The 22,169-nt window shown below is 60.8% G+C and carries 19 protein-coding genes; 7 read left to right on the top strand and 12 right to left on the bottom strand.

The genetic code is table 11. The annotated features are described in order from the left end of the window. Nucleotides 1-109: 109 nt before the first annotated feature. The 6 genes from GVL61_RS16560 to GVL61_RS16535 all read right to left on the bottom strand — a co-directional run bounded on the left by GVL61_RS16560 (nt 110) and on the right by GVL61_RS16535 (nt 6,908). Nucleotides 110-1,540 carry an NAD-dependent succinate-semialdehyde dehydrogenase gene (locus GVL61_RS16560; protein WP_159981766.1) on the bottom strand — a complete coding sequence of 477 codons (1,431 nt, stop codon included), beginning with the start codon at nt 1,538-1,540 and terminating at the stop codon, nt 110-112. A 64-nt stretch (nt 1,541-1,604) separates the two neighbouring features. Continuing rightward, nucleotides 1,605-2,717 (bottom strand): 3,4-dihydroxy-2-butanone-4-phosphate synthase, encoded by a 1,113-nt coding sequence (gene ribB, locus GVL61_RS16555; protein ID WP_159981765.1) that lies wholly within the window; start codon nt 2,715-2,717, stop codon nt 1,605-1,607. Nucleotides 2,718-2,719: 2 nt separating this feature from the next. Continuing rightward, on the bottom strand, nt 2,720-3,421 hold the full coding sequence (locus GVL61_RS16550) for a TetR/AcrR family transcriptional regulator (protein ID WP_159981764.1): 702 nt from the start codon (nt 3,419-3,421) through the stop codon (nt 2,720-2,722). A gap of 1 nt (nt 3,422) precedes the next feature. After that, nucleotides 3,423-3,929 carry a flavin reductase family protein gene (locus GVL61_RS16545; protein ID WP_159981763.1) on the bottom strand — a complete coding sequence of 169 codons (507 nt, stop codon included), beginning with the start codon at nt 3,927-3,929 and terminating at the stop codon, nt 3,423-3,425. 34 nt (nt 3,930-3,963) lie between these two features. Beyond that, complete coding sequence (locus tag GVL61_RS16540) at nt 3,964-5,373, bottom strand: aldehyde dehydrogenase (protein ID WP_200844811.1); 1,410 nt, start codon at nt 5,371-5,373, stop codon at nt 3,964-3,966. An 83-nt stretch (nt 5,374-5,456) separates the two neighbouring features. Beyond that, on the bottom strand, nt 5,457-6,908 hold the full coding sequence (locus GVL61_RS16535; RefSeq protein ID WP_159981762.1) for a 4-hydroxyphenylacetate 3-hydroxylase N-terminal domain-containing protein: 1,452 nt from the start codon (nt 6,906-6,908) through the stop codon (nt 5,457-5,459). 395 nt (nt 6,909-7,303) lie between these two features. Here GVL61_RS16535 and GVL61_RS16530 point away from each other — a divergent pair, with 395 nt between their 5' ends. Then, nucleotides 7,304-8,572: an MFS transporter gene (locus GVL61_RS16530; protein ID WP_159981761.1), complete on the top strand. Its 1,269-nt coding sequence runs from the start codon at nt 7,304-7,306 to the stop codon at nt 8,570-8,572. A gap of 154 nt (nt 8,573-8,726) precedes the next feature. On the opposite strand, the gene GVL61_RS16525 is transcribed toward GVL61_RS16530, so the two are convergent. The 5 genes from GVL61_RS16525 to GVL61_RS16505 form a co-directional block, all read right to left on the bottom strand. Beyond that, nucleotides 8,727-8,939 (bottom strand): hypothetical protein, encoded by a 213-nt coding sequence (locus GVL61_RS16525; protein WP_159981760.1) that lies wholly within the window; start codon nt 8,937-8,939, stop codon nt 8,727-8,729. Nucleotides 8,940-9,184: 245 nt separating this feature from the next. Continuing rightward, nucleotides 9,185-9,655 carry a hypothetical protein gene (locus GVL61_RS16520; protein WP_159981759.1) on the bottom strand — a complete coding sequence of 157 codons (471 nt, stop codon included), beginning with the start codon at nt 9,653-9,655 and terminating at the stop codon, nt 9,185-9,187. Beyond that, complete coding sequence (locus GVL61_RS16515; RefSeq protein WP_159981758.1) at nt 9,652-10,050, bottom strand: cytochrome c; 399 nt, start codon at nt 10,048-10,050, stop codon at nt 9,652-9,654. The genes GVL61_RS16520 and GVL61_RS16515 overlap by 4 nt, the downstream gene beginning before the upstream one ends. Continuing rightward, nucleotides 10,047-11,597 (bottom strand): FAD-binding oxidoreductase, encoded by a 1,551-nt coding sequence (locus GVL61_RS16510; protein WP_159981757.1) that lies wholly within the window; start codon nt 11,595-11,597, stop codon nt 10,047-10,049. The genes GVL61_RS16515 and GVL61_RS16510 overlap by 4 nt, the downstream gene beginning before the upstream one ends. Before the next feature lie 115 nt (nt 11,598-11,712). Then, nucleotides 11,713-13,185 (bottom strand): carotenoid oxygenase family protein, encoded by a 1,473-nt coding sequence (locus tag GVL61_RS16505; protein WP_159981756.1) that lies wholly within the window; start codon nt 13,183-13,185, stop codon nt 11,713-11,715. A 347-nt stretch (nt 13,186-13,532) separates the two neighbouring features. Between GVL61_RS16505 and GVL61_RS16500 the strand changes: the two genes are divergently transcribed. The 5 genes from GVL61_RS16500 (at nt 13,533) to GVL61_RS16480 (ending at nt 20,255) form a co-directional block, all read left to right on the top strand. Next, nucleotides 13,533-15,803: a TonB-dependent receptor gene (locus tag GVL61_RS16500; RefSeq protein ID WP_159981755.1), complete on the top strand. Its 2,271-nt coding sequence runs from the start codon at nt 13,533-13,535 to the stop codon at nt 15,801-15,803. A gap of 127 nt (nt 15,804-15,930) precedes the next feature. Then, nucleotides 15,931-16,821 (top strand): fumarylacetoacetate hydrolase family protein, encoded by an 891-nt coding sequence (locus tag GVL61_RS16495; protein ID WP_159981754.1) that lies wholly within the window; start codon nt 15,931-15,933, stop codon nt 16,819-16,821. Nucleotides 16,822-16,825: 4 nt separating this feature from the next. Next, nucleotides 16,826-17,770 (top strand): cupin domain-containing protein, encoded by a 945-nt coding sequence (locus GVL61_RS16490; RefSeq protein ID WP_159981753.1) that lies wholly within the window; start codon nt 16,826-16,828, stop codon nt 17,768-17,770. Nucleotides 17,771-17,817: 47 nt separating this feature from the next. Next, the gene (locus GVL61_RS16485; protein ID WP_159981752.1) at nt 17,818-19,014 is read left to right on the top strand and encodes an FAD-dependent monooxygenase; all 1,197 of its coding nucleotides are present in this window, start codon (nt 17,818-17,820) and stop codon (nt 19,012-19,014) included. Next, the gene (locus GVL61_RS16480) at nt 19,014-20,255 is read left to right on the top strand and encodes a CaiB/BaiF CoA-transferase family protein (protein ID WP_159981751.1); all 1,242 of its coding nucleotides are present in this window, start codon (nt 19,014-19,016) and stop codon (nt 20,253-20,255) included. Before GVL61_RS16485 ends, GVL61_RS16480 begins: the two co-directional genes overlap by 1 nt. 95 nt (nt 20,256-20,350) lie before the next feature. Here the strand turns inward: GVL61_RS16480 and GVL61_RS16475 are convergent, their stop codons facing one another. Then, nucleotides 20,351-21,103: an IclR family transcriptional regulator gene (locus GVL61_RS16475; protein WP_159981750.1), complete on the bottom strand. Its 753-nt coding sequence runs from the start codon at nt 21,101-21,103 to the stop codon at nt 20,351-20,353. 88 nt (nt 21,104-21,191) lie between these two features. Between GVL61_RS16475 and GVL61_RS16470 the strand changes: the two genes are divergently transcribed. Next, on the top strand, nt 21,192-22,163 hold the full coding sequence (locus GVL61_RS16470; RefSeq protein WP_159981749.1) for a hydroxymethylglutaryl-CoA lyase: 972 nt from the start codon (nt 21,192-21,194) through the stop codon (nt 22,161-22,163). Nucleotides 22,164-22,169: the final 6 nt, after the last annotated feature.

Raw genomic sequence — 22,169 nt, 5'->3', positions numbered from 1 at the left:
CACTCGCGAAACAGACCGGCCGCCACAGCGCTCTTTGGGTCAGCGTCCCGTCAGCACCGCTTTCCAAAATCTACACCACTCGGCGGGACAAGACGCCGCCCTGCGGATGTTAAGCTTCGTGAACCGCCTTGGTAACGAGGCACGCTTCCAGACCTTCGGGACCATCTTCCGAGCCGTGGCCGGACCACTTCACCCCGCCGAAAGGAGAATCCGCGCCGCCGACCGCAGTGGTGTTGATGGTGACCATCCCCGCTTCCAACTCGCGGGCAAGCCGGCGCTGGCGCGAGGCATTTTCCGTCCAATTGTAGGCAGCCAGGCCATATGGCAGACGGTTGGCCTCGGCGACCATATCGTCTTGGCCTACGTAGGGATTGATGATGGCAATCGGGCCGAACGGCTCCTCATTCATCAGTTCCGCATCGAGCGGCACGTTCGACAGGACCGTCGGGGCGAAAAAGAAGCCCTGATTGCCGATCCGGTCGCCGCCCGCGTGGAGCCGCGCGCCGCGGGCCACTGCGTCGGCAATCATGCGCTCCATCGCCTCCGGCCGACGCGCGTTGGCCATCGGGCCCATGCGCGTTACGGGGTCGAGGCCATTGCCGACCTTAATCGCGGCAGCACGCTCGGCAAAACCGCGCACGAAGTCGTCGAAAATTCCTTCCTGTACAATGAAGCGTGTCGGCGCGACGCAGACCTGACCGGCATTGCGGAACTTGTAGGGCACCATGGCATCAAGCACGCGGGAAGTGTCGACGTCGTCGAAAACCAGGACCGGCCCATGGCCGCCCAGCTCCATCGTCGTGCGCTTAAGGTCCTCGGCGGCGAGCTTCATCAAGTGACGGCCGATGACGGTCGAGCCAGTGAAACTGAGCTTGCGGATAATCGGGCTTGCCAACAAATGACGCGACACATGGTCGGGCACACCGAACACCGCCTGACCCACCTCGGGGGGCAGACCGGCATCGAGCAGACACTGCAGCACGCCCAGCGCCGACGCCGGCGTCTCTTCCGCAGACTTCAGGATTACCGAGCAGCCTGCCGCAATAGGAGCTCCCAGTTTGCGGCCGGGGTTTGAAAGCGGGAAATTCCAAGGCGCAAATGCGGCGACGGGGCCGACTGGCTCTTTCGTGACGGTTGACCGCATTCCAACCGGACGCACCAGCGTACGGCCGTAGATGCGCTGGCATTCGCCGGCATAGAAATTGAACAGGCCTGCGACCATGCCCACTTCGCTTTTGGCCTCCGCGAAAGTTTTGCCCTCTTCCAGCGTGGCGATACGGGCAAGGGCGTCGGCGCGTTCGTGCAGCAAGCGCGCAGCGCCCTGCAACACTGCGGCGCGTTCGTGCGCGGTGGAATGACGCCACCGCCGAAAGCCGCGCTGGGCTGCGTCAAGCGCACGGTCGAGGTCATCGTTCGTTGCCAACGGCAGCTCGCCCAACGTCTCCCCGGTTGCCGGATTGACAACCCTGTGCGTTGCGCGATCGCCGCCGGAGACGCGCTCTCCGTCGATCATCATGTGAAGTTGCGGGTACGCAGTCATAGGCTCCATCTCTGTTCTATGCTTTTCTGTTCTGGAAATACGGCACTGTCGGCGCCTTGCGGGATCAGGAAGCTGCGGACAGCTGCCGCTCGCCGACCACCTCGAGACCAAAGCCTTCGAGGCCCACGATGTGCCTGTGCAACGTGGTCAGGAGCACCATCTTCTGAACACCGAGGTCAGCCAATATCTGCGCGCCGGTGCCATAATGCCGCAGCTCCATTTCGGATACATGGTCGCCAGCCGCGATGGCCCGCGAGAACATGTCCGAAGCGCCGGTTCGGACGAGCACGATAACTCCCCTCCCCTCCCGCGCGATCTCTTCCATGCAGCGTTGCAGAAGACGGCTACGGGGACCGCTCATCCCAAGCAGATCATACAGCGGCAGGCTCCCGTGCATGCGAACAAGTACCGGCTCGCCCGATGCGACATCGCCTTTTTGGAGCACGAGGCTTTCCACCCCGTCTATCCTGCTTCGATAGACAGTGACCGCGAATTCGCCGCCAAAATCGGAGTGCAACACCGATCGATCCACTGGCTCGACCACTTTGTCAAAGCGACGGCGATAGTGAATCAGGTCGCGAATAGTGCCGATCTTCAGTTCGTGCAGCCGGGCCAATCCGAACAGGTCGTCCAGACGCGCCATCGTCCCGTCTTCGTTCATGATCTCGCAGATCACTCCGGATGGGTTTAGTCCTGCCAGGCGGGCGACGTCGACGGCGGCTTCGGTATGGCCCGCGCGGACCAGCACACCACCGTCGCGGGCGATCAGTGGGAACACATGGCCGGGAGTAACGATGTCGTCGGCCCCCGTGCGCGCGTCGATGGCGGTCGTGATCGTGCGCGACCTGTCGGCGGCGGAGATCCCCGTAGTAACCCCTTCGCGTGCCTCGATCGAAACGGTGAAGGCAGTCTCATACTGAGCACCGTTGGAGGGACTCATCGGTTTGAGCCCCAACGCCTCGCCCCGCTGCCGGGAGAGCGCAAGGCAGATCAGGCCCCGCCCGTGAGTGGCCATGAAGTTGACCTTCTCTGGCGTCACCATCTGCGCCGGAATTACGAGGTCGCCCTCGTTTTCGCGATCTTCGTCGTCAACGAGGATGAACATTCGCCCCTGGCGGGCCTCCTCGATAATCTCCTCGGCGCTGGCAATAATACGGGGTACTTGGGTTTCCTGCATGATTACAGTTCCTGCCGTAAACCGGCTTCGAGAAAGCGAGGAATGATGAGTGCTGCCTCGGCCCAGTCGATTGCCTGGAACTCCACGCCCATGATTTCGGCCAACCTGGGGCCATTCACCTGGGGGTAGATATAGGCGCCAAGGACAGTCGCCATCGCGAGAAAGAAGCGGGTTTCGTCCAGTTGCGGCAGCGCTTGACGCAGCAGCCCGATCAGGCGTTCGCGGGTGGCGCGCACCAACGGCCGGGTGATCGTACGGGCCTCGTTGGATGGATCCATCAGCGCCCGGCAGTAGACGAGGTGGCTGGTGCGCTGTTCGAGCGGCCCGATGTTGCCGGCCAGCGCCGGGCTGAAGAACGCTTCAAGCACCGCGCGCAGATCGGGAGGCCCCTGCGCCTCCAGGATATCGAAGCGGCTCTGTTGGGCAGAATGAATTGGCTCGAAATGCCGTCGGAATACTTCCTCAAAAAGCTGATGCTTGCTGTCCCAGTGCCGGCTGAGCAGGGCTAGGCTGGTGCCTGCTGTTGCACTGATCGCGCGGATCGTACAGCGATCGTAGCCTTCTCGAATGAACAACTGGTCGGCCGCATCCAGGAAGCGATCCCGGCTGCTTTCCCCTCCACGCTCGGCCGCGCCAGGGTCCGCCTTACGCCGCACCCTGGGCTGAGATGCTAGGCCCAGCTTGCCTTCGTTCGTTCCCGCCACGTCAGGCCATCGCGCCATAGCGACCATCCACGAAGATCAGCGGCTTGATCTCGTCGTGGTTGAAGACCGCGCTCGCCAGTCCGACGATCACATCGTGCGAACCCGAAGGCTGATGGCTGTCCAGCGTGCAGAAAATATTCGCCTGCGCCCCACGCAGATAAGGAATGCCGCCAGAATCCGCCAGCCATTCGCCCACACCGAAGCGATCGCGCGATGGACGGGCCGCGAAATCGCGACAAAGCGCTTCCTGGTCCGCAGCAAGCACATTGACGCAGAACGCGCCGATGCACAGCAGCGGGGCGTGGATCGATGCAGTGCGGTTGACGGCCATGACCAGCGATGGCGGTTCGAAGCTGAGTGACATGAACGCGGTCATGGCGATGCCGTAGCGATTACCCTCGCCGTCAGCGGTCGTGACTAGCGCGACGCCGCCTGCAACCCGGCGCATAGCATGGCGAAAATCGTCGAGGACGGGTTGAGCCGCCTCTTTCACGTTGGGAGTACTCATCCCGCGTATTCCTCCTGCCGGTGTGGCTTGCGGCTCAGATCGGATAATGACCGGGCTGGGTCTCGACGGTGATCCAGCGAAGGTCGGTGAAGCTGTCGATACCAGCCTTCCCACCGAAGCGTCCATATCCCGAAGCGCCGACACCGCCGAACGGCATCTGCGCCTCGTCGTGTACCGTCGGTCCATTGACGTGACAGATCCCGGAGCGGATCTGGCGGGCGACACGCAATCCGCGCGCGGCATCCCCCGTAAAGACCGCTGCCGACAAACCGTACTCGCTGTCGTTCGCCAGCCGTACCGCATCCGCTTCGTCGCGGGCACGGATCACCGCGACCACGGGGCCGAAGCTTTCATCGCGGTAAATGTTCATGTCGGAGGTCACGCCATCAATGACGGTAGCGGACATCAGCACGCTTTCGCCCTTACCGCCCGCAACCAGCCTAGCACCCTTGGCGAGCGCATCGTCGATCAACGCGTTTACGTGATGCACTGTCTTGATGTCCACCACGGCGCCCAGCGGCGAATTACCCAGACGCGGGTCGCCGGTAGCGAGGCCGGCAGCCTTGGCAGCAAATTGGTCGACGAATGCATCCGCAATGGCATCCACCACGATGATACGCTCGGTCGACATGCAGATCTGGCCCTGATTCATGAACGCACCGAAAGCTGCTGCCTTCACCGCCTCGTCCAGATCTGCGTCGTCGAGTACAACGAAGGGAGCCTTGCCGCCCAGTTCGAGCAAGACCGGCTTCAGGCACTCCGCCGCCCGTTTGGCGATGATGCGACCCACGCCGGTCGAGCCGGTGAAGTTGATGCGGCGCACGGCAGGATGTTCGATGAGAGCGCCGACGATTTCTCCGGCGTCCTCGGGGGCGTTTGTGACGCTATTGACAGTCCCTTCCGGGAAGCCTGCGTCGGCAAAGGCCTCGATGATGAGGCTATGAGTGCGTGGGCACGTTTCCGACGCCTTGAGTACGACCGTGTTGCCGCACGCGAGAGGCACCGCAATCGCGCGGACGCCCAGGATGATCGGCGCGTTCCAGGGCGCGATGCCGAGCACAACGCCTGCAGGTTCGCGGACTGCCATCGACAAGCAACCGGGCTTGTCGGACGGAATGACGTCGCCGCCGATCTGCGTGGTCAAGGCGGCAGCTTCGCGGATCATCCCGACAGCCAGACTGACGTTGAACCGAGCCCAGCCCTCCGTGGCGCCGATCTCGGTCTTCATGGCATCGACCAGCGCATCACCGCGAGCGTTGAGCGCGTCGCCGGCCTTGGTCAATACCGCCCGACGTGCATTGGGGCCTAGCGCCGACCAAACTGGCAAAGCCGCCGCCGCCCGATCGGCCGCCGCAATCGCATCAGCCACGGTGGCGCGCGGCGACGAACTGGCGACAGTGCCGTCGAGCGGGTTAAGGCGCTCGAAAGTCGCTTGTGATGCCATGATAACCTCTCCTTGGTGACTTCAGGACGGGACGGGCGAAACGCCCGCCCCGAAGTATCTTTTCCAGCTGTGAGGCTGAGACCTCACTTGATGCCGACGCCGGACTTCTGAAGGAATTCCTTCACCTGACCTCCGAACCCGTTGCGCTGCGCGATCATGTGATCACCGGCACGAGCGCGGTTCAGACTGCCGAGATAGAACATCTCGTACAATTCCACACGCCCCCCCAGAGACGAGATCGCGAAGTCTCGCGCTGTGCGCATGATCTGAGCGCGATCCTCGGCAGAGATGCCGTTCGCGCCGGGGAGATACTTGCGCAGCATGTCACCCACTTCGGGGTTCTCGAACAAGTCCATCGAAGGCGTTGCGAGCATATTGTGCGATCCCAAAGCACAGATGATCTGGTTCACGCGAACCATCCATTCAGGCATGATCGAACGCAGCACGGCAATGTCGGCGTGCGGGAAGAATGCGCCAGAAGTACCCCACTCATGCGCATTGGCTTCGGCCGCAGCGATCGCAGACTTGGTCAACTTCATGTACGTGTGGATCTCGCCGAGCATGGCGGCCACGTCCGAACGGCCCTCGCTGTTGGTGATCCGCGCCATCAGGGTGCACAGGTCGTAGGCGAACTCGAGTTTCACCATCGCGCGGATGGCGGTTTGCTGCAACGTGTTGCCCGGCGAAACGCCGCGCGTGACGTTGTTGTAGACGTCGAGATTGCCGTCGATGAACAGGCGCTCGTACGGCACTTCCACGTCGTCGAAGACAACGAAAACATCCTGCTCGTCGAAGCGCGAAGAGAACGGAGCGTCGGCTACGGTTGCTTCGGTGCCGTAATGGTCACGGCAGAACATCGTGAGCCCCTTGGTATTCGACGGCACGGAGAAGCTGAGCGCATAGTCTTCGGCACCCGAGGGGATCGGCGAAGACGGGTAGACGTAAAATTCGTCGGAGAACGGGCCCAAGGTCGCCAGCATCTTGCCACCACGAACCACGACGCCGGTTTCCGTGCGCTTCACAACATGCAGCGTAAGATCGGCGTTCATGCCGGAGAGGTCGCCAGTGCCTTTGTCAATGTTGGCGTGTGCAATCGCGTGAGTAAGAGACAGATCGCCATCGATCACTTCACGGTGGAACCTGGTCAGCCGGTCATGAAATTCGATATCGCCCTTTTCCCAGATATCCCGCCGCGCGACATGTCCGGACAGAACCACGTTCACGTAGTCAGGCGTGCGGCCCAGCATGCCGTAGGAATAACGCGCGAAGCGATCGAGCGCGCGGTGGCGAATATCGAGGTCTTCTTTGGAACGGGGCACGATGAGGCTTGCGCTCATCTTTTCGCCCGACTTCTCCGGATCGGCGACGATGCAGTCGTCAGCATGAGCGATCTGATAATCGAAATAGTCTGCCATGCCCTTGAGCGAACCCTGGAACTTGGGTTCGTCGAGCACGTCGACCTTCTTGTCTCCCAGCCAGACTACGCGGTCGTCCTTCAGACCGGCACGGAACTGCTGCCCGTTACGAATTGCCATACATCCTGCTCCTGATTCGGGAATTTGTTGAATACGTCTGTATTCTGAATACATGTGTATTCACCAATTTCGAGGTCCGCAAGTTGAAAATTTTTCGCGAAAAATGGACGGATTTGCGAAGGTTCTCGCGTGTAGCTGTGCGAAAGCGTTTGACAGCGCGCGCCTGACTCAGGCAATGAAAGGAACGGCGTTCTGGCAAACAGAACCATCGGGGAAAAGATGCGAAGGGAATGCGGTACTCGCTTGAGCTGCTCGCCGCCCAACGATCAACCTCCAGACGGTACGGCCCGCGCAAAAAGATATCTTTGCCGATATCTCATCAGTAACCGCACTGCCATTATCGGTCATCTGGCGCCTGCCGGCCCCAATGGCCCGAGATCGAAAGGGTCACTATCGTGCTCGAAACTGCAAGGCTGCCCCTCGAGACAGTCAGGCGATACGCTTATCTCAATGTCCTCGCCAGCTTCCTGGTATGGGGATTCGCCCTGGCCGGAATTTCGATGATGATGCCGGTGATGTACGATAGCATCGCCAAGGACACGGGCTGGACTCTTGGCCAGACAACTACTTTCATGGTCGTCAAATCGCTGGTGTCCGCGCTGACGGGCCTGCTCGTCGGCTCAATGTTCATTAAATTCGGACTTAAGCGGGTCTATATCATTTCGCTCGCAGCCATCGGCATCTCCACTAGCATGTTGTATTTTGCACATAGCTTGCCGGTCTATTATGCCGCAGCCGCACTTTCGGGTTTCTTCAGCATCAATTGCAACATCGCCTTCCAAGTGACGCTCGCACGGTGGTTTTCGGCTCGGCTTGGCTCATTCACGGGCCTTGCGCTTCTTGGTGGTGCGGTTGCAGGCGCGATCATACCGCTGACCACCACATATATGGTGCAGCACTACGGCTGGCGCCTGACCTCCGGCGTCGCCGGGCTTCTGGTGCTGGTGGTGCTGACCACCCTCGTCGGGCTGCTGGCTCATGAGTCACCGGAAAAGTACGGCTATACTGCGGACGACATCGACCCGCCCAAGGACGGCGCCGTAAAGACCCCTGTTGGCGGCCCCGCTCCCGGCGAAGAATTCAGCGAGATGCTGCGATCGCCACGCTTCTACGTCCTGCTCGGCGCAGTATTCTGCTCGGGCGCGTTCAGCAACGGTATCAATGAGCATACCGCACTGTTTCTTGCGCACCATGCAGACCTCAGCAAGTATATGGCAGCGCTGGGCTTTACTCTTGTCATGGTTATCTCCGCTTTCGGCAAGATCGCGTTTGGCTGGATTCTTGACCGCATCTCTACGCGTGGAGTTGCGCTGTGCTGGGCGCTTTGTGCCGTTGCGGTCGCGCTGGCCTTCCCCGTAGCCGGTCCTGTCACCTTCCTCACCTTTACGCTCTTCCGAGGCTTAGCCCAGGGCGGTGTCGTGGTGCAGCAACCGATCCTGGCCCGTCATATGTTTGGTATCCGGCCTGTCGCGCAGACCATCGCTTTCCTGATGGCTGCCTTCCACCTCGGGGCAGCCACAGGCATCGGCCTGATCGGTCTAGGGTATGACCTGACCGGCGGATACACGGTGCCTTTCGTCGGCGTCATCATTACCGCACTGGCCGCAAGCACCGTCGCCCTGACGTTCAAGCCGAAGTACTGGGCCAAGTACAAGGGCGCCTGATCACCGGACCAATAACGATGGCAAAAGTGCCGCTTCCACATCGATGGAAGCGGCACTTTTCGCGTCTGGATATCACGCCCCGTCTCCGCTCCGGTTGAATATCTTGAGACGGCCGGCCGCCAAGTTCACGGGCACGGCCCAAGGTGAGAACCATCTAGCCCAGCATCATGCCGGTAAAGGTGCCCTGACGTGGGAGACGGCCTCCTGCATGGGCGGCATTTCGCTGAAGGCCGGTGCCTTGCCGGGGGAGCGCTTCGCAAACCGTCAGGATCATCACTGCTCCGGATAGCCTCAGCAACCCGATCAGCATGAAGGGCGTGCGCAAGCCTTCGGTATCGACGAGCGCCAGCGCGCCGGTCGTTCTCATATTATTTATAGCGATAGCCTTCCATGGTCGTCAGGCTTTTTGAACCTTCGTCGTGGAAGCCATCTTGGCCGGCGTTCATATGCGAACACACCAAAAGGTCAGACATATCAATGCAAACGGTAAGGTCGAATCACTGCCGAAGTCTTCAAAGGGGGGCAGCGTCCCCTTTGGCATGACCCATGAAAAAAGCGGCCGATCTGATGGATCGGCCGCTTTTTTCATGGCTCGCTTCTACGACTGCGAGGTCACGACTGGATGATCCAGACTATCCCACCGTTGCTGCACGCACTCGACACCGCGTTCAACAGGCTGCGCATGCGCGCCGTGAGCCTGTCATTTTGGGGCAAAACAAGTTCACGGCAAGGGCCTGTCTTGCTGACCATGGCCGCTTGGGTAATCCTCGTTCCCGCTTTCGCACGCGCGAGTTCGCTCATCATGTGGAAGTCGGACCATCTAGTGTAGCCGATGACCGGCACATCGCCACCCAGCCACGATGCTGCCGGACCATGAAACAACTGTACGATTTCGCCCTGAGGGTCGAGCACATCGCAACCGGCAGATAGCGCCGCGTCCTGCAACGCACGTCCTCCGGCAAGCTTCAGGTCGCAAACCGCGCGAAACGGCGGACGCTGCAGCCCCACCGCAGCCGCGAAGCCTGGCACGGCGATGGCAGACGCAGCACCCATCGCCCCGATCATTTGGCGCCGCGTGATCACCGTGCCACTGCCTGCGGCTTGGTGTTACGCGCGAGATAGTCGGCAATCTGCCTTAACTCGTCATCCGTCGCGTCTACGCGAGAGATGGCCGGCATGCTCATCAACCCCGCGCGGGCAACGCTAACCACATAGTCCGCTTCCAGATCAGTCCGCTTGGCCAGTTCGCCATTCCCGGCGCCCAATCTCCGCTCCAACATCATCGTACCGGTGTTCTTAGCAATGTGGCAGAAGCCGCACTTGCGCGTATACAGCGCTTCGCCGGGCGACATGGCAAGCTTCGGCTCGAGAGCGTTTGCTTTCGCCGAGTCGTGCCTTGCCGGACTGCCGCAAGCGGCCAGCATTGTGCCAAGGCCCAGCGCGCTGATGATGCCCAAATGCCAATGTCGCAGCTTCATGCGCCGTTCCTTTCCCGGCCGATGCCGTTGCGGCCTGGCGCGATGATACCGTTGGGATCAAGCGCTTTCTTTACCTTGTCGTTCAGGCGCCCAATCGCCCCGCCATTATAGTCAAATGTGTCTGCGACGACGTCCATGTAACTGATATGCCCGCGGTATTCGGCGTAACCTTCGGCCGCGGCACGCTGCACCAGGGTCCGGTAAAGCTTATCCACGCGGGTTGTCATCGCAACATCGTCGCGGTCGTACAGGATCAGACTGACATTGTTGATGTGCCGCTTGCCGATGGTGAAGCTAGCGTAATAATCATGGCCGACTTCGTCGTAGAGGCGCTTGGTGCGCTTCGCGTAATCGAGGATCAACTCGCCGTCCGGCGGCATGACCGGCGCAAAACTCAAGTGGCCGCCGCGCCCACCGTACCAATTGACGGATTGGAGCGCCATGGTTGACGGAATTCCTTTCGCGGATTTTTCAGGTGAATCTCCCCGCGTCCAGATTTCGAATTGTATGCTATCTCCCAACCTGGGTTCAAAAAGTTCCCGGATAAGCTTAACGTGTGCCCTTACTGTACCTAAGTGGCCAAAGAGCGACAGCTTGCAGTTCCACCAGCCTATCTTGAGCTTATCAATCATCTCCTCACTGACCGAATCCGGCAGCGCCCCCGGCCCGTCGTACCAGTCCTTGCGCTGAGACTGCACCGAGGCTGCCCGTACAGGGCTTCCGAAGACGATGTTATGCTGAATCACGTCGCGCCGACGCAGATCGGTGAGTATGTCCAAAGCCCAGCTGGCATCGTCAAAATTCGGGAAGGTCAACGTGATTTTTGCGGACATTTCCGGTTCTGGCTGTAGCCACATGCCGGCCTTGGTCACAACACCCAGGTTGGATTGCACGAACATCTGGTCCCAGCCCGGACCATAGCCATAACGATAGGCCTGCCACACCTTGCTGTTGCCCATCGCGCCCATGCCAGTACGCACCATCTCGCCTTCCGGAAGTACGACTTCCAGCCCGCACAAGGTATCCGTGTGGTCGCCGAAAGGCGTATAGCCGATGCCGCGGTCGAGCGCATTGCCCACGACGCTGCCCCAGCCATTGCCTGGCACCGACATCCATAATGGTATCTCGTTGTCTTTGAGATGGTTATAGAGATCAAAGTAGCTCACACCTGGCTCCAGGAGACAGTGCGCATACTTCTCGTCGACCTCGATGATCTTCTTCATCCGCCCCAAGTCGAGGATGACATTGCCCCGCATGGCCGGCGCAGCGCCCCCGTAGCCGAAGTTCTTGCCGCGGCTCACCGGCCACAGCGGCACCTTGAACTCGTTGGCGATGCGTACCAGCGCCTGCACTTCCTCGGCCGAGGAAGGCGCGATCGTCGCGGAAGCCTCGTGCTCCAGTCCAGCGCCCAGAGCGTAGGGATCAAGGTAGCCGGCCCGATCCTCTTCACTGGTGAGGACCCATTGCTTGCCGATCGCGGCTCCGAAACTGTCGAGCGCGCGGCCGAAGGCGGCTTCACTGACGTTGGAGGGAGTGAGGGTTGTCATGTCATCCTGCTGCGGTTTGCGGGTAAGGAGCGAACGGCTGTATATGGGATTGTCCGCGCGAACGCCGCGCACATGTTAGCCAGCGCGGGCCTAACACGTGCGCGGGGCTGAGCGGTTAGACGGCTTCGAGAACCGCCAGGTCCTTGGCACTCGCCCAGTTGCCGTGAAGGCCGAAGCGCAGGCGAACTGGAATACTCACACTGGCGATCGGCCCTTCGGCTATGCGAGTGGCCTCGAAGATCAGCAGTTCGCTAGAATGGGTTTCCAGCCTGTTGCAGACCATGACGATCCAGCCATCACCTTCCGGAGCATCCTTGGAACGCGGAATGAAGCAAGGCTCCTGCACGCTCGACGTCGGGCCAACCCAGTACTTCTGCTCCTCCCCCATTCCCAGGTCGACCATACCCAGAGTATTCATCACCCAACCACCGGCGCTGCCACCCTTAAGTTCCACCGGTTGCGAAGGGTCAATTACTACCATCCAACCATAGCGATAGGTCTCACCCATCCGGCGCTCGTCAAAGCGCGGGAAATCACCAATCATGTCGGAAAGGCGCTCCGAACGATATTCTTCTCCGTTCTGGTTCATGTCGACGGTCCAGCGCGTGAGGAACGTGCGGCCGGCCATGGGATCGAACGGCTTGTCATTGATGTCCGGAAAAAAGGGCATCATGTTATTTTCTGCGACCGGCATGTCGATGTGGATCTGCGTCCCTTCCTGGTACGCATTCATGACGTGCGCGGTGAAGCAACTTCCGCCCCTGAACCAGCGGATGTCAGCAGCACTCGTGCCAGGTTTGCGCGGCATGACCGCGAGATAGCTCGGCAAGGAAGTATCGAAACCGAAATGCGGCTTACCCGCTTCCAGACGCTCACGACTGCTCGTCATCGGCATGACGGAAAACACCGCGTAGTCCTTGGTAATGCCAAAGTCATGCATCATGCAGTAGTATGGTGTTTCGAACCACACATCGTAGAGCAATTCACCATCGGGACTGATCTCGTAATAGGTCATGTCCCGGGTGAGGACGCCTTTCGATGCATAGCCAAAGCCGCACATATTGCCGGTTTGCGGATCAGTTTTGGGGTGGGCCGTGAAAGTCTCACCCTTCATCTTTCCGCCGAAGTCGGTGTAACCGTCGGTTTCAAGCGTCGCCGGGTCCATTGCCAGCGCGGGTGAATCCTCCTTGAGGCCATAGAGCCGGCCACCATGGATGTAGGCGTTGGTATTCGCAGTGCCGCGGATCTTGCCCTGCACCCCGGGTTCGTCGGTCAGGGGGTTGCGGTAGGCGCCAAAGAGCGCCCGGCCCGCTTCATTCTCCAACTTCCACTTGTCCGTTTTCGCCCAGCGCTGGCGGAAGTCGACTTTGCCGCCCTTGATGCGGAACATGCTGATCATGCCATCGCCATTGAACGAGATGTCGTCGCCCAGCAGTGGCGGGAACTGGTGCTCGGGCTGCACGCGGTAAAATGCCCCGTCAATTTCTGCGGGGATGACACCATCGACATGCAGGTCCTGTACCTCGGCCTCGACGCGCGACGGCGTGTTGAAGCCGGTGAAGGCCCGAGTCTGTGGGAACGTGGTCATCGTCATCTCCTGTCGGGCGGTAGCAACCGGGCGTTTTTCGCTCATCCGGATACATCCACGCTCTAATTCCGTCAGGAAGAATTATGTTCTAATTTCGTGTTGGTCAAGCCGGAGAAATTACGGGGCCGTGGGGTACCTGAGGATCGGGAAACGCAGTTCCGCCATGGACCGCGAGATGCCGCCTTCGGATGTTTATCGCCCTTACCCCAAATTTGGCCGCTTGACCCAAATCAATGATCGATCTAAAAAAGAACCACGTTCTGCTTGACGGAACGTAAAAAGATGGGCTGGACGAACGGCAGGGAGCCAAACCCGCCACGCCGGCACCTTTGTCAGGAGGGATCCCTATGCTTCGAAATTCGCTCTATTATTCATTGCTCGGCGGCATCGCAGCGAGCGCCCTGATGCCGATGGCTGCGTCCGCTCAGGACAGTGCATCTGCCGCCGCACCGCAAGAAGGCGGCCTTGGCGACATCATCGTCACTGCGCAGCGCCGCACCGAGAGCTCGCAAAGCTTGCCTCTCTCGATCGAGGTGCTGTCTGCCGATTCGCTGCGCAAGTCGGGGATCACGCAGGCGACCGACATCAACCGGATCGCTCCCGGCGTGCAGATTGCCCAGGGCGGAACCGCGACCCAGGTCTACATCCGCGGCTCCGGAACGCCCACGACCACGCCGCTTAGCGATCCTTCAGTTTCCCTCAATCTGGACGGTGTCTACGTTGCGCGATCGCAGTCATTCTCTGGAACCTTCTTCGACATTCAGCGCGTAGAAGTGCTGAAAGGCCCTCAGGGCACTCTTTACGGTCGCAACTCCAGCGGCGGTGCGCTCAACGTTGTCGCAGCCATGCCGAAGCTGGGTGAAACGAGCGGCTATGTGCAGCTTGGCGCCCAGAACTATTCCGGGGTGAACAGCGAAGCAGCCATCAACCTTCCCATCGGCGACACCATTGCCATCCGCGCCGCTGGCCAGATCGTTACCCGCGACGGCTACATCTCGGACGGCTCGGACGACGACAAGCATGAGTCCGCGCGGCTCCAGATCCTGTTCAAGCCCAGTGATATCTTCTCGCTGCGCCTGTGGGGCAGCTATCAGCACCTGGGCGGGCGCGGGCCAGGTTCAGTCAGTCACAACCCCAGCGAAGACACCCCTCTGGGCGGCCCCGACGTCCCCGGTGACCGCTGGACCAGCGTTATCCCCGAGCTCAACGCGCGACTGGCGGTCCTTCCGGGCACGCGGCAGTTCGATTCCTCGGACAGCTACCAGAACATCAATTCGTGGAACGTCCATGCCCAGGCAGACGTCGACCTTGGCTTCGGCACCCTGACCGTCATTCCCGCCTATCAGCGCGTTTCCGTTCGCGCGAAGAATTACCCCGGCATCATGTACAGCTCGGTTTCGGCCCTGACGGACGAAGGCCAGGTATCCAAGGCCAAGTCGCTTGAGGCGCGCATCAGCGACAATGGCGGCAGCCCACTGACCTACACGCTGGGACTGTTCTACTTCGACGAGAATCAGACCAACGCGTCGACCGTCGACATCGGCAACACGGCGCTGGCATATTCCGCGACGCTCAAGACCAAGAGCTATGCAGCCTTCGGTCAGGTCAGCTACGAACTGTTCGACGGCTTCAAGCTTATCGGCGGCCTGCGCTATACGGACGAGAAGCGAGAAGTCGTGAATGGCCAGCAGTTTCTGCTGCCCAACTATCCCAACATCAACTGCTCGGCTACCGTCTCCACACCCTGCGCTTCCTCGCTCAACGTCAACACCAGCATGAAGGATAGCCGGGTCAACTTCCGCGCCGGTGCCGAATATCAGTTCGGTCCGCAGAACATGGCTTACGCGACAGTTTCGACCGGCTTTAAATCGGGCGGGCAAACGGTAGCCAATGTAGACCCGTACAAGGCGGAAACCATCACGGCTTACACGGTCGGCACCAAGAATCGCTTCTTCGGCGGCTTCCTGCAGGCCAACCTTGAACTGTTCTACTGGAAGTACAACGACCTCCAGCAGAGCCTTCAGCGCCTTGATCGCAACGGGCGCAGCGTGTCCAGCATCATTAACGCGGGCAAGGCGACCTCCAAGGGCGCCAACCTGGACATCGTCGGCAAGCTAAGCAACAACGACACGCTCAACTTCGCGGTCGAGTACAACAAGGCGAAGTACGCCGATTTCGTGTGGACTGCCTTTGCGCGCCTGCCTTCGACCGGTTGTGGCATCACCCCGATCTCCGGCACGGCGAACTACAGCGTCGATTGCTCCGGCTACCAGATGTCCCGTTCTCCGACGTGGTCGGGCGGCGGTGGCTATACGCACACGTTCGACCTTGCCGATGGTGGCACCATCGACGCCGGTGTGAATGCGACGTTCGCATCAAGCCGCTGGCTCCATGCCTCATTCATTCCGAACGCACGCACCGGTGGCTACGCACTCGTCAACCTCAATGCCACCTACACGTCACCTGGCGGCGGCCTCACCGTCGATGGCTTCGTGCAGAACCTGACCAAGAAGGCGGTATACACCGGCGGGGACCAGAGCCCCGTCATCGGCGGCTTCTACGCAGCCACCATCGGCGCACCCCGCGTCTACGGCGTTCGCGTTCGCCACACCTTCTAATGACGGAAGGGGGCGGGAAGTCCCGCCCCCGTCTTAATGGCGCCGAACATTTCGCGCAGATCCCCTTTTGCGCCCAAAATTTGAAACAGAACAATGTTCTGTTTGGCAGAATAAATTGGAGACAGCGGTGAAGATTGCAAGTTTCGACGGAGGCAAGATCGGCGTTGTCGTTGATGACGACATCGTCGACGTTAGCGAAGCCTGCGGTGTGGTTCCGGGCGAATGGCCGCCGGTCGGTCCTGTCCGACTGATCCGCGATTTCGATCGGCTTCGACCGGTAATCGAAGCTGCTATCGAAAGCGGCGAGCGCCAGCCGCTCGCTTCGGTCCGCCTGGAGACGCCGGTTCCTTGGCCGAACAAGGTCATTGCCTATCCTGTGAATTATCATGCGCACGGCCGCGAAATGCAGGCCGGCTACCGGGCGACCAACCAGGGCTTCTTCCTCAAGCCGAACTCGTCGCTTTCCGGCCCGGCCGATGCAGTGATGCTTCCCAATGTTCCAGGCCGCGAAGTCCATCACGAAGCGGAACTGGGCATCATCATCGGCCGCACTGCCCGCGGCGTGAAGCGCGAGGACTGGGCCGATTACGTGTTCGGGTATGCGTGCCTCATGGACATGGTTGTGCGTGGCCGCGAGGAACGCGTCTTCCGCAAGGCCTACGACACCTTCTGCCCGGTCGGCCCCTGGATTACGACGGCGGATGAAGTGGGCGACGCCGAGGCGATCGATTTCAAGCTCTGGGTGAACGGCGAGTTGCGCCAGTCGGCGAACACTCGCGATCTGGTACTCGACATTCCAGGCATGATCGCCACCGCATCGGCAGTGATGACCCTGCAGCCGGGCGACATCATCGCTACCGGAACGCCCGAAGGCGTGGGCGAGATCAGGGACGGCGACAAGGTCCGCATCTGGATCGAGCGCGTCGGCGAGATGACCGTCGAGGTCGTACAGGGGACCGAGGGCGAAACCGAAGTCTTCTCCCAGCCTTACGTTCCCCCCATCATCAAGCAGGCCTGAGGTCATGGTTGCGCAGATCGGCTCCCTGGAGGATCTCTATGCGGCCTTTACGGGCCTGAACATGGAAGGCGGCTGGCATCGGCTCCGCCCGGCACTGTGGCGCGAACCGGCGGCGAATTTCCTGCCTGCCCAGTGGCGGTACATTGAGGTCAAACCGATCCTGGCGGCGGCGGGCCTCCTGATCGGCACCGACAAGGCCGAGCGGCGCAACCTCACCATGTTCAATCCGGTGGAGGGGAACATCTATCCCACAGTCCGGACCATGGTTGCCGCGTATCAGCTGGTAAAGCCTGGCGAAGTGGCCCGGGCCCATCGGCATACTGCCAATGCGTTGCGACTGATCCTTGAAGGTAACGGAACCTACACTGTCGTTGACGGCGCCCGGGTCGAAATGCGCCCGGGTGACGTCCTGCTCACGCCCAATTGGACGTGGCATTCGCACGATAACGTCGGCGCGGAAGACTGTTACTGGATGGACTTCCTGGATGTGCCGCTAGTGCACCTGCTGGAGCCGATGTTCTTTGAGCCGCATCCGGACGGCCTCGAAAAACAAAGCGTACCCAGCGACGGCGGCACACTGGCCTTTCGATGGGAAGATACCCTGGCCCGCCTCGAAGCGGACCAGGGCAACGACCATGCCGACGCGCACGCCTCGGTACAGCTGGGCGATCCCGCGCTCAACACGATCAGGCTCGACATGCAGCAGCTCGACGCCGGAAGGCCCACCGGTGTCTGCCGGACGACGGCCAACATCATCTATGCCGTCGTGCGCGGCAGCGGTCGCACCGAGATCGACGGCCAGTCCATCGACTGGAACTTCGGCGACACCGTCTGCGTGCCCGCCTGGCGCCCTTACAGCCATCTCGCGAACGAGGACGCCGTGCTCCTCAAGGTTTCGGATGCGCCGGTGATGGACGCTTTCGGCTGGCTACGAACCCAGGCTGGCTGACCCCGCCGCCGACCAGACCACAAGATAACCCTTTAGGGAGACATGACATGAGCAAGTCCAAGAAAATCCTGATCGCAGGTGGCGGCATCGGCGGCATGTCTGCGGCGCTGGCGCTCCTGCGCCGGGGCTTCGAAGTCGAAGTGTACGAACAGGCTACGGAGTTGGGCGAAGTCGGCGCCGGTGTACAGATCAGCCCCAACGGTGCACGCGCCCTCGACGAACTGGGTGTCTACGGACGCCTGCATGCCGCCTCGTGTGCACCGCGCCGCAAGGAGTTCCGACTCTGGAACACCGGTAAGGCCTGGCCAATGTTCGACCTGGGCGACAGTGCCATCGACAAATATGGCTATCCCTACCTCACCATCTACCGTCCCGACCTGCTCGGCGCACTGGTGGACGGCGTCTGCGCCATCGATCCCACGGCTATCCGGCTAAACGCGACCGCTACCGGGTTCGAACAGGACGAAAGCGGTGTACGGCTCACACTGGCGGATGGCACTGTCGCCACCGGTGACGCCCTGATCGGGGCTGACGGCGTGAAATCGGCGATCCGGCGCGAGATGTGGGGAGACGAAGAGCCCAAGTTCTACGGCCTCGTCGCGTGGCGTTCGGTAATTCCCATGGATCATCTGCCCAGCCACATGCAGGCGATGGTCGGTTCGACATGGATCGGCCCGGGCGGACACATGGTCAACTATCCGCTGCGTGGCGGCAAACTGATGAACATGATCGGCACCATCGAACGGGATGACTGGCAGGTAGAATCCTGGCGGGTCGAAGGGTCGAAGGAAGAGTGCGCCCAAGATTTTGCCGGGTGGCACGAAGACGTCCAGACGCTGATCCAGACCGCGCCCTCGCTGATGAAGTGGGCGTTCATGGAACGCACCCCGCGCCAGACCTGGGGCAAGGGCCGGGTCACCCTGATGGGCGACGCATGCCATGCTACGCTGCCCTTCCTGGCGCAGGGCGCGGTCATGTCGATTGAGGACGGCGTTATTCTGGGACGCTGTCTCGAAACCTTCGACGATGTCGAAACCGCGCTCCAGCGCTACGAAGGTGCGCGCGTCGAACGCACCACGAAGATGGTGCAGGGCGCACGCGAGAACACCGGACGCTTCCACGAAAAGGCGCTGGCTACCGAAGAGGGCGCCATCGCCTACATGGAAAGCGAATGGAGTCGCGCCCCCATCACCGATCGCTACGACTGGCTCTATCGCTATGACGTGATGACGGCCGAAATCTGATGACCGACGCACGCTCCCGGCAGGCAACCGACCTGCCACCGGCCGACCTGCTCGCCTCCGTCAGGGTGCTGGATCTTACCAACGTCCTTTCTGGGCCCTACTGCACGTACCAGATGGCGATGCTCGGCGCGGAGATCATCAAGGTTGAAAATCCCGACGGCGGTGATCTCGCGCGGCAGCTGGGAGCGTCGCCGGACCTCAACAAACACATGTTGGGAACTTCTTTCCTGGCGCAGAACGCGGGAAAGAAGTCCGTTTCGCTCAATCTCAAGTCACCGGAAGGCGCAGCTTTGTTCCGCCAAATGGTGCAGACCGCCGATGTGGTGGTGGAGAACTTCCGTCCCGGCGTGATGCAACGCCTGGGTTTGGGATACGACGAATTAAGCGAGATCAACCCCGCGATCATCTACTGCGCCATTTCTGGGTTCGGGCAGGAAGGTCCACTGCGCGGTAATCCCGCTTACGATCAGATCGTGCAAGGCATGTCGGGGGTGATGAGCATCACGGGCGACAAGGATTCGGCGCCGTTGCGTGTCGGTTATCCCCTGTGCGACACCCTGGGCGGGTTGTCGGCGGCGTTTGCAGTCGTGTCCGCCCTTTATGCGCGCAAGGAATCCGGCAAAGGTCGATTCATCGACGTCTCGATGCTTGATTCCACGCTTTCCGCACTTGGCTGGGCGGTGTCGAACTATCTGCTCGCCGGTGTCGAGCCGCGGCCCATCGGCAACCAGAACATGACGGCAGCCCCGTCAGGCGTGTTCACCGCCGCCGACGGTCCGCTCAACATCGCCGCGAACAAACAGGAGCAATTCGAAACCCTGTGCAGGCTGATCCAGCGTGAACACCTGCTATCCGATCCCCGCTTCGCAGGGCGCGAAGATCGCAAGCTCAATCGGGATGCCTTGAACGCCGAAATCGATGCCGCGCTTCTGGGCCGGACGGCTGCGGAGTGGGAAACACTGCTTAACGAGGCCGGCGTTCCCAGCGGCCGTGTTTTGACGATACCCGAAGTGCTGGCGTCGGAACAGGTCCGTTCGCGCCGGCTGGTACAGGAACTTCCGTATGAACATGGCGGCCTCGACAGCATCCGGGTCGTGCGCGGCGGCTATCGTCTTGGTGACAGCGAACCCGGCGCACGCTGCGCCCCTCCCCTGCTCGGCGAACACAACGCACAGATCTATGCAGAAATAGGGCTCGACGCCGAAGCTATCGCGGCGCTCAAGGACCGGAGAATCGTGTGAGACCGGTCGCCGCCTTCACGGCCGGCAGACTGTCCGGACCGAGGCATCCTGCAACAACGCCGGCCCCGATGCACAGCGTGCACCGGGGCCGGCGATCAGCCCTGCAATTCGTGCCCGTCGGTCGAGAAGTTGTCCGGGTCCATCCCCAGCGCAATCGAAAGCGCGACGCTTGCCTCGGTGCCGACCGTTTTCAACAGTTCGACACGGTCATCACCGAAACGGGCGATCGGGCTGGAAATCTGCAGTGCTCCGACCAGTTCATTCCGCGCGCCAAAAATCGGTGCCGAGATCGCCGCCATCTCGCCATTCACTTCTCCGCGCGAGATCGCGAAATAACGCGGCAACGGGCGTGGGAGATTTGCGGTGTCGCCCAGCTTGCGGAAAATCCGCGCCGATGCACCGCTGTCGAAGGTGAGACGGGTCCCGACGCGAATGTGATAATCCCTGACCGCCTGCCTGCCGTCCTGACGGAACAGGCACAGTTGAGTATCGCCGTCGCGAATAAGGAAGGACACTCCCTCCTGGGTCTGGTTGACGACTTCCTTCAGCACCGGCTCGACGTAATCGCGCAAGTCGAAGGCATCCTGGAAAATCGAAGACAGAACCGCAAGCTTCGGACCCAGCTGGTAATTGCCGTCCGTCATCTGCCGGATGTAGCCAAACCCTTCCAACGAACCGAGCAGTCGCAAGATCGTGCTTTTGTACAAGCCAGTATTCTGGGCGATTTCCGCCAGCGATTGGACCGGTTGTTCATGGGTAAAAGCTCCAAGAATGGTGAAAGCGCGGTCTACCGCCGCCACGCCGGATTTGGAGTTACTCTGACTTTCGTCTTGCTCGCGCTTGACCACAATGTTCCTCTTGGTTCCGCCTATCAGAACATAGTTCTTATGGGTGCGCTAATTTCGAATGTCGAGCCTTCATTACATCGCGGAGACAATGATGACTGATCTGCCAAGCAAGATCCATATCAAGGAAGAAGGCCCTCGCGAGGGCTTCCAGATTGAATCCGCCGACATCCGTACCGCCGATAAGATCGCGCTGATCGACGCCTTGTCGCAGACCGGCCTCAAACACATCCAGATCGTGTCGTTCGTCAACCCCAAGCGTGTGCCCGGTATGGCTGATGCGGCCGAAGTGGTGGCTGGTATCATGCCTGTCCCGGGCGTTCAGTATGCCGGACTTTGGCTGAACCAACAGGGTTTTCTGCGCGCGCTCGATACAGGCCGCCTCTACATGGCCGGCAAGCTGACGCTATACGCCTCTCAGGCGTTCCTCATGCGCAACCAGAACCGCACTCCGGAACAACAGCTGGCCGCCCAGCCAGACCTGATCCGGCTGTACCAGGCCAATGGTGTCTCGACGTCTACCGGCTTCGTCACCGCGGCGTTCGGCTGCAACTTCGAAGGCGACGTAAACCCCTCATATGTGGTTCAACTCGTGGGCGAAATGCGCTGCATTGCCGCCGAGCAGGGAGAAACTCTGAAGGTCATCGGGCTGGGCGATACGATGGCCTGGGCCACACCCGAGAAGATCAAAAAGGTCGTAGGTGCCGTTCGCGACGCCAATCCCGATCTCGCGATCTCGTTACACCTGCATGATACGCGAGGCATGGGCCTGGCAAATGCTTATGCTGGCCTGCAGATGGGCGTAACTCATTTCGACGCCGCCGTAGCCGGGTTGGGTGGTTGTCCCTTCGCCAAGCACGCCGGAGCCGCCGGCAACGTCTGCACCGAGGATCTGGTGCTGATGTGCGAGGAGATGGGCATCGATACTGGCGTGGATCTGGAAGCGCTCATCGAATGCGCAACACTTGCCGAAACCATCGTCAAGCACCCGCTTCCCGGCAAGGCGAAGTCGGGCGGCAGCCTCGCAGCGCTGCGACGTGCCCGCACCGCCGCTTCCGCATGACAAACC

The sequence above is a fragment of the Novosphingobium sp. 18050 genome (assembly GCF_902706195.1).
Lineage (GTDB): Bacteria > Pseudomonadota > Alphaproteobacteria > Sphingomonadales > Sphingomonadaceae > Novosphingobium.
The sequence above is the reverse complement of the archived record's forward strand: the minus strand, read 5'-3'. Positions and strand labels throughout refer to the sequence as shown.

Bases quoted from the DNA above. Each gene is read 5' to 3' on its own strand.
- GVL61_RS16485 (WP_159981752.1), top strand. From the start codon at position 17,818: ATGAGCAAGTCCAAGAAAATCCTGATCGCAGGTGGCGGCATCGGCGGC.
- GVL61_RS16540 (WP_200844811.1), bottom strand. From the start codon at position 5,373: ATGGCATCACAAGCGACTTTCGAGCGCCTTAACCCGCTCGACGGCACT.
- ribB (WP_159981765.1), bottom strand. From the start codon at position 2,717: ATGCAGGAAACCCAAGTACCCCGTATTATTGCCAGCGCCGAGGAGATT.
- GVL61_RS16545 (WP_159981763.1), bottom strand. From the start codon at position 3,929: ATGAGTACTCCCAACGTGAAAGAGGCGGCTCAACCCGTCCTCGACGAT.
- GVL61_RS16505 (WP_159981756.1), bottom strand. From the start codon at position 13,185: ATGACCACGTTCCCACAGACTCGGGCCTTCACCGGCTTCAACACGCCG.
- GVL61_RS16515 (WP_159981758.1), bottom strand. From the start codon at position 10,050: ATGAAGCTGCGACATTGGCATTTGGGCATCATCAGCGCGCTGGGCCTT.
- GVL61_RS16490 (WP_159981753.1), top strand. From the start codon at position 16,826: ATGGTTGCGCAGATCGGCTCCCTGGAGGATCTCTATGCGGCCTTTACG.
- GVL61_RS16470 (WP_159981749.1), top strand. From the start codon at position 21,192: ATGATGACTGATCTGCCAAGCAAGATCCATATCAAGGAAGAAGGCCCT.
- GVL61_RS16480 (WP_159981751.1), top strand. From the start codon at position 19,014: ATGACCGACGCACGCTCCCGGCAGGCAACCGACCTGCCACCGGCCGAC.
- GVL61_RS16500 (WP_159981755.1), top strand. From the start codon at position 13,533: ATGCTTCGAAATTCGCTCTATTATTCATTGCTCGGCGGCATCGCAGCG.
- GVL61_RS16560 (WP_159981766.1), bottom strand. From the start codon at position 1,540: ATGACTGCGTACCCGCAACTTCACATGATGATCGACGGAGAGCGCGTC.
- GVL61_RS16525 (WP_159981760.1), bottom strand. From the start codon at position 8,939: ATGAGAACGACCGGCGCGCTGGCGCTCGTCGATACCGAAGGCTTGCGC.
- GVL61_RS16510 (WP_159981757.1), bottom strand. From the start codon at position 11,597: ATGACAACCCTCACTCCCTCCAACGTCAGTGAAGCCGCCTTCGGCCGC.
- GVL61_RS16535 (WP_159981762.1), bottom strand. From the start codon at position 6,908: ATGGCAATTCGTAACGGGCAGCAGTTCCGTGCCGGTCTGAAGGACGAC.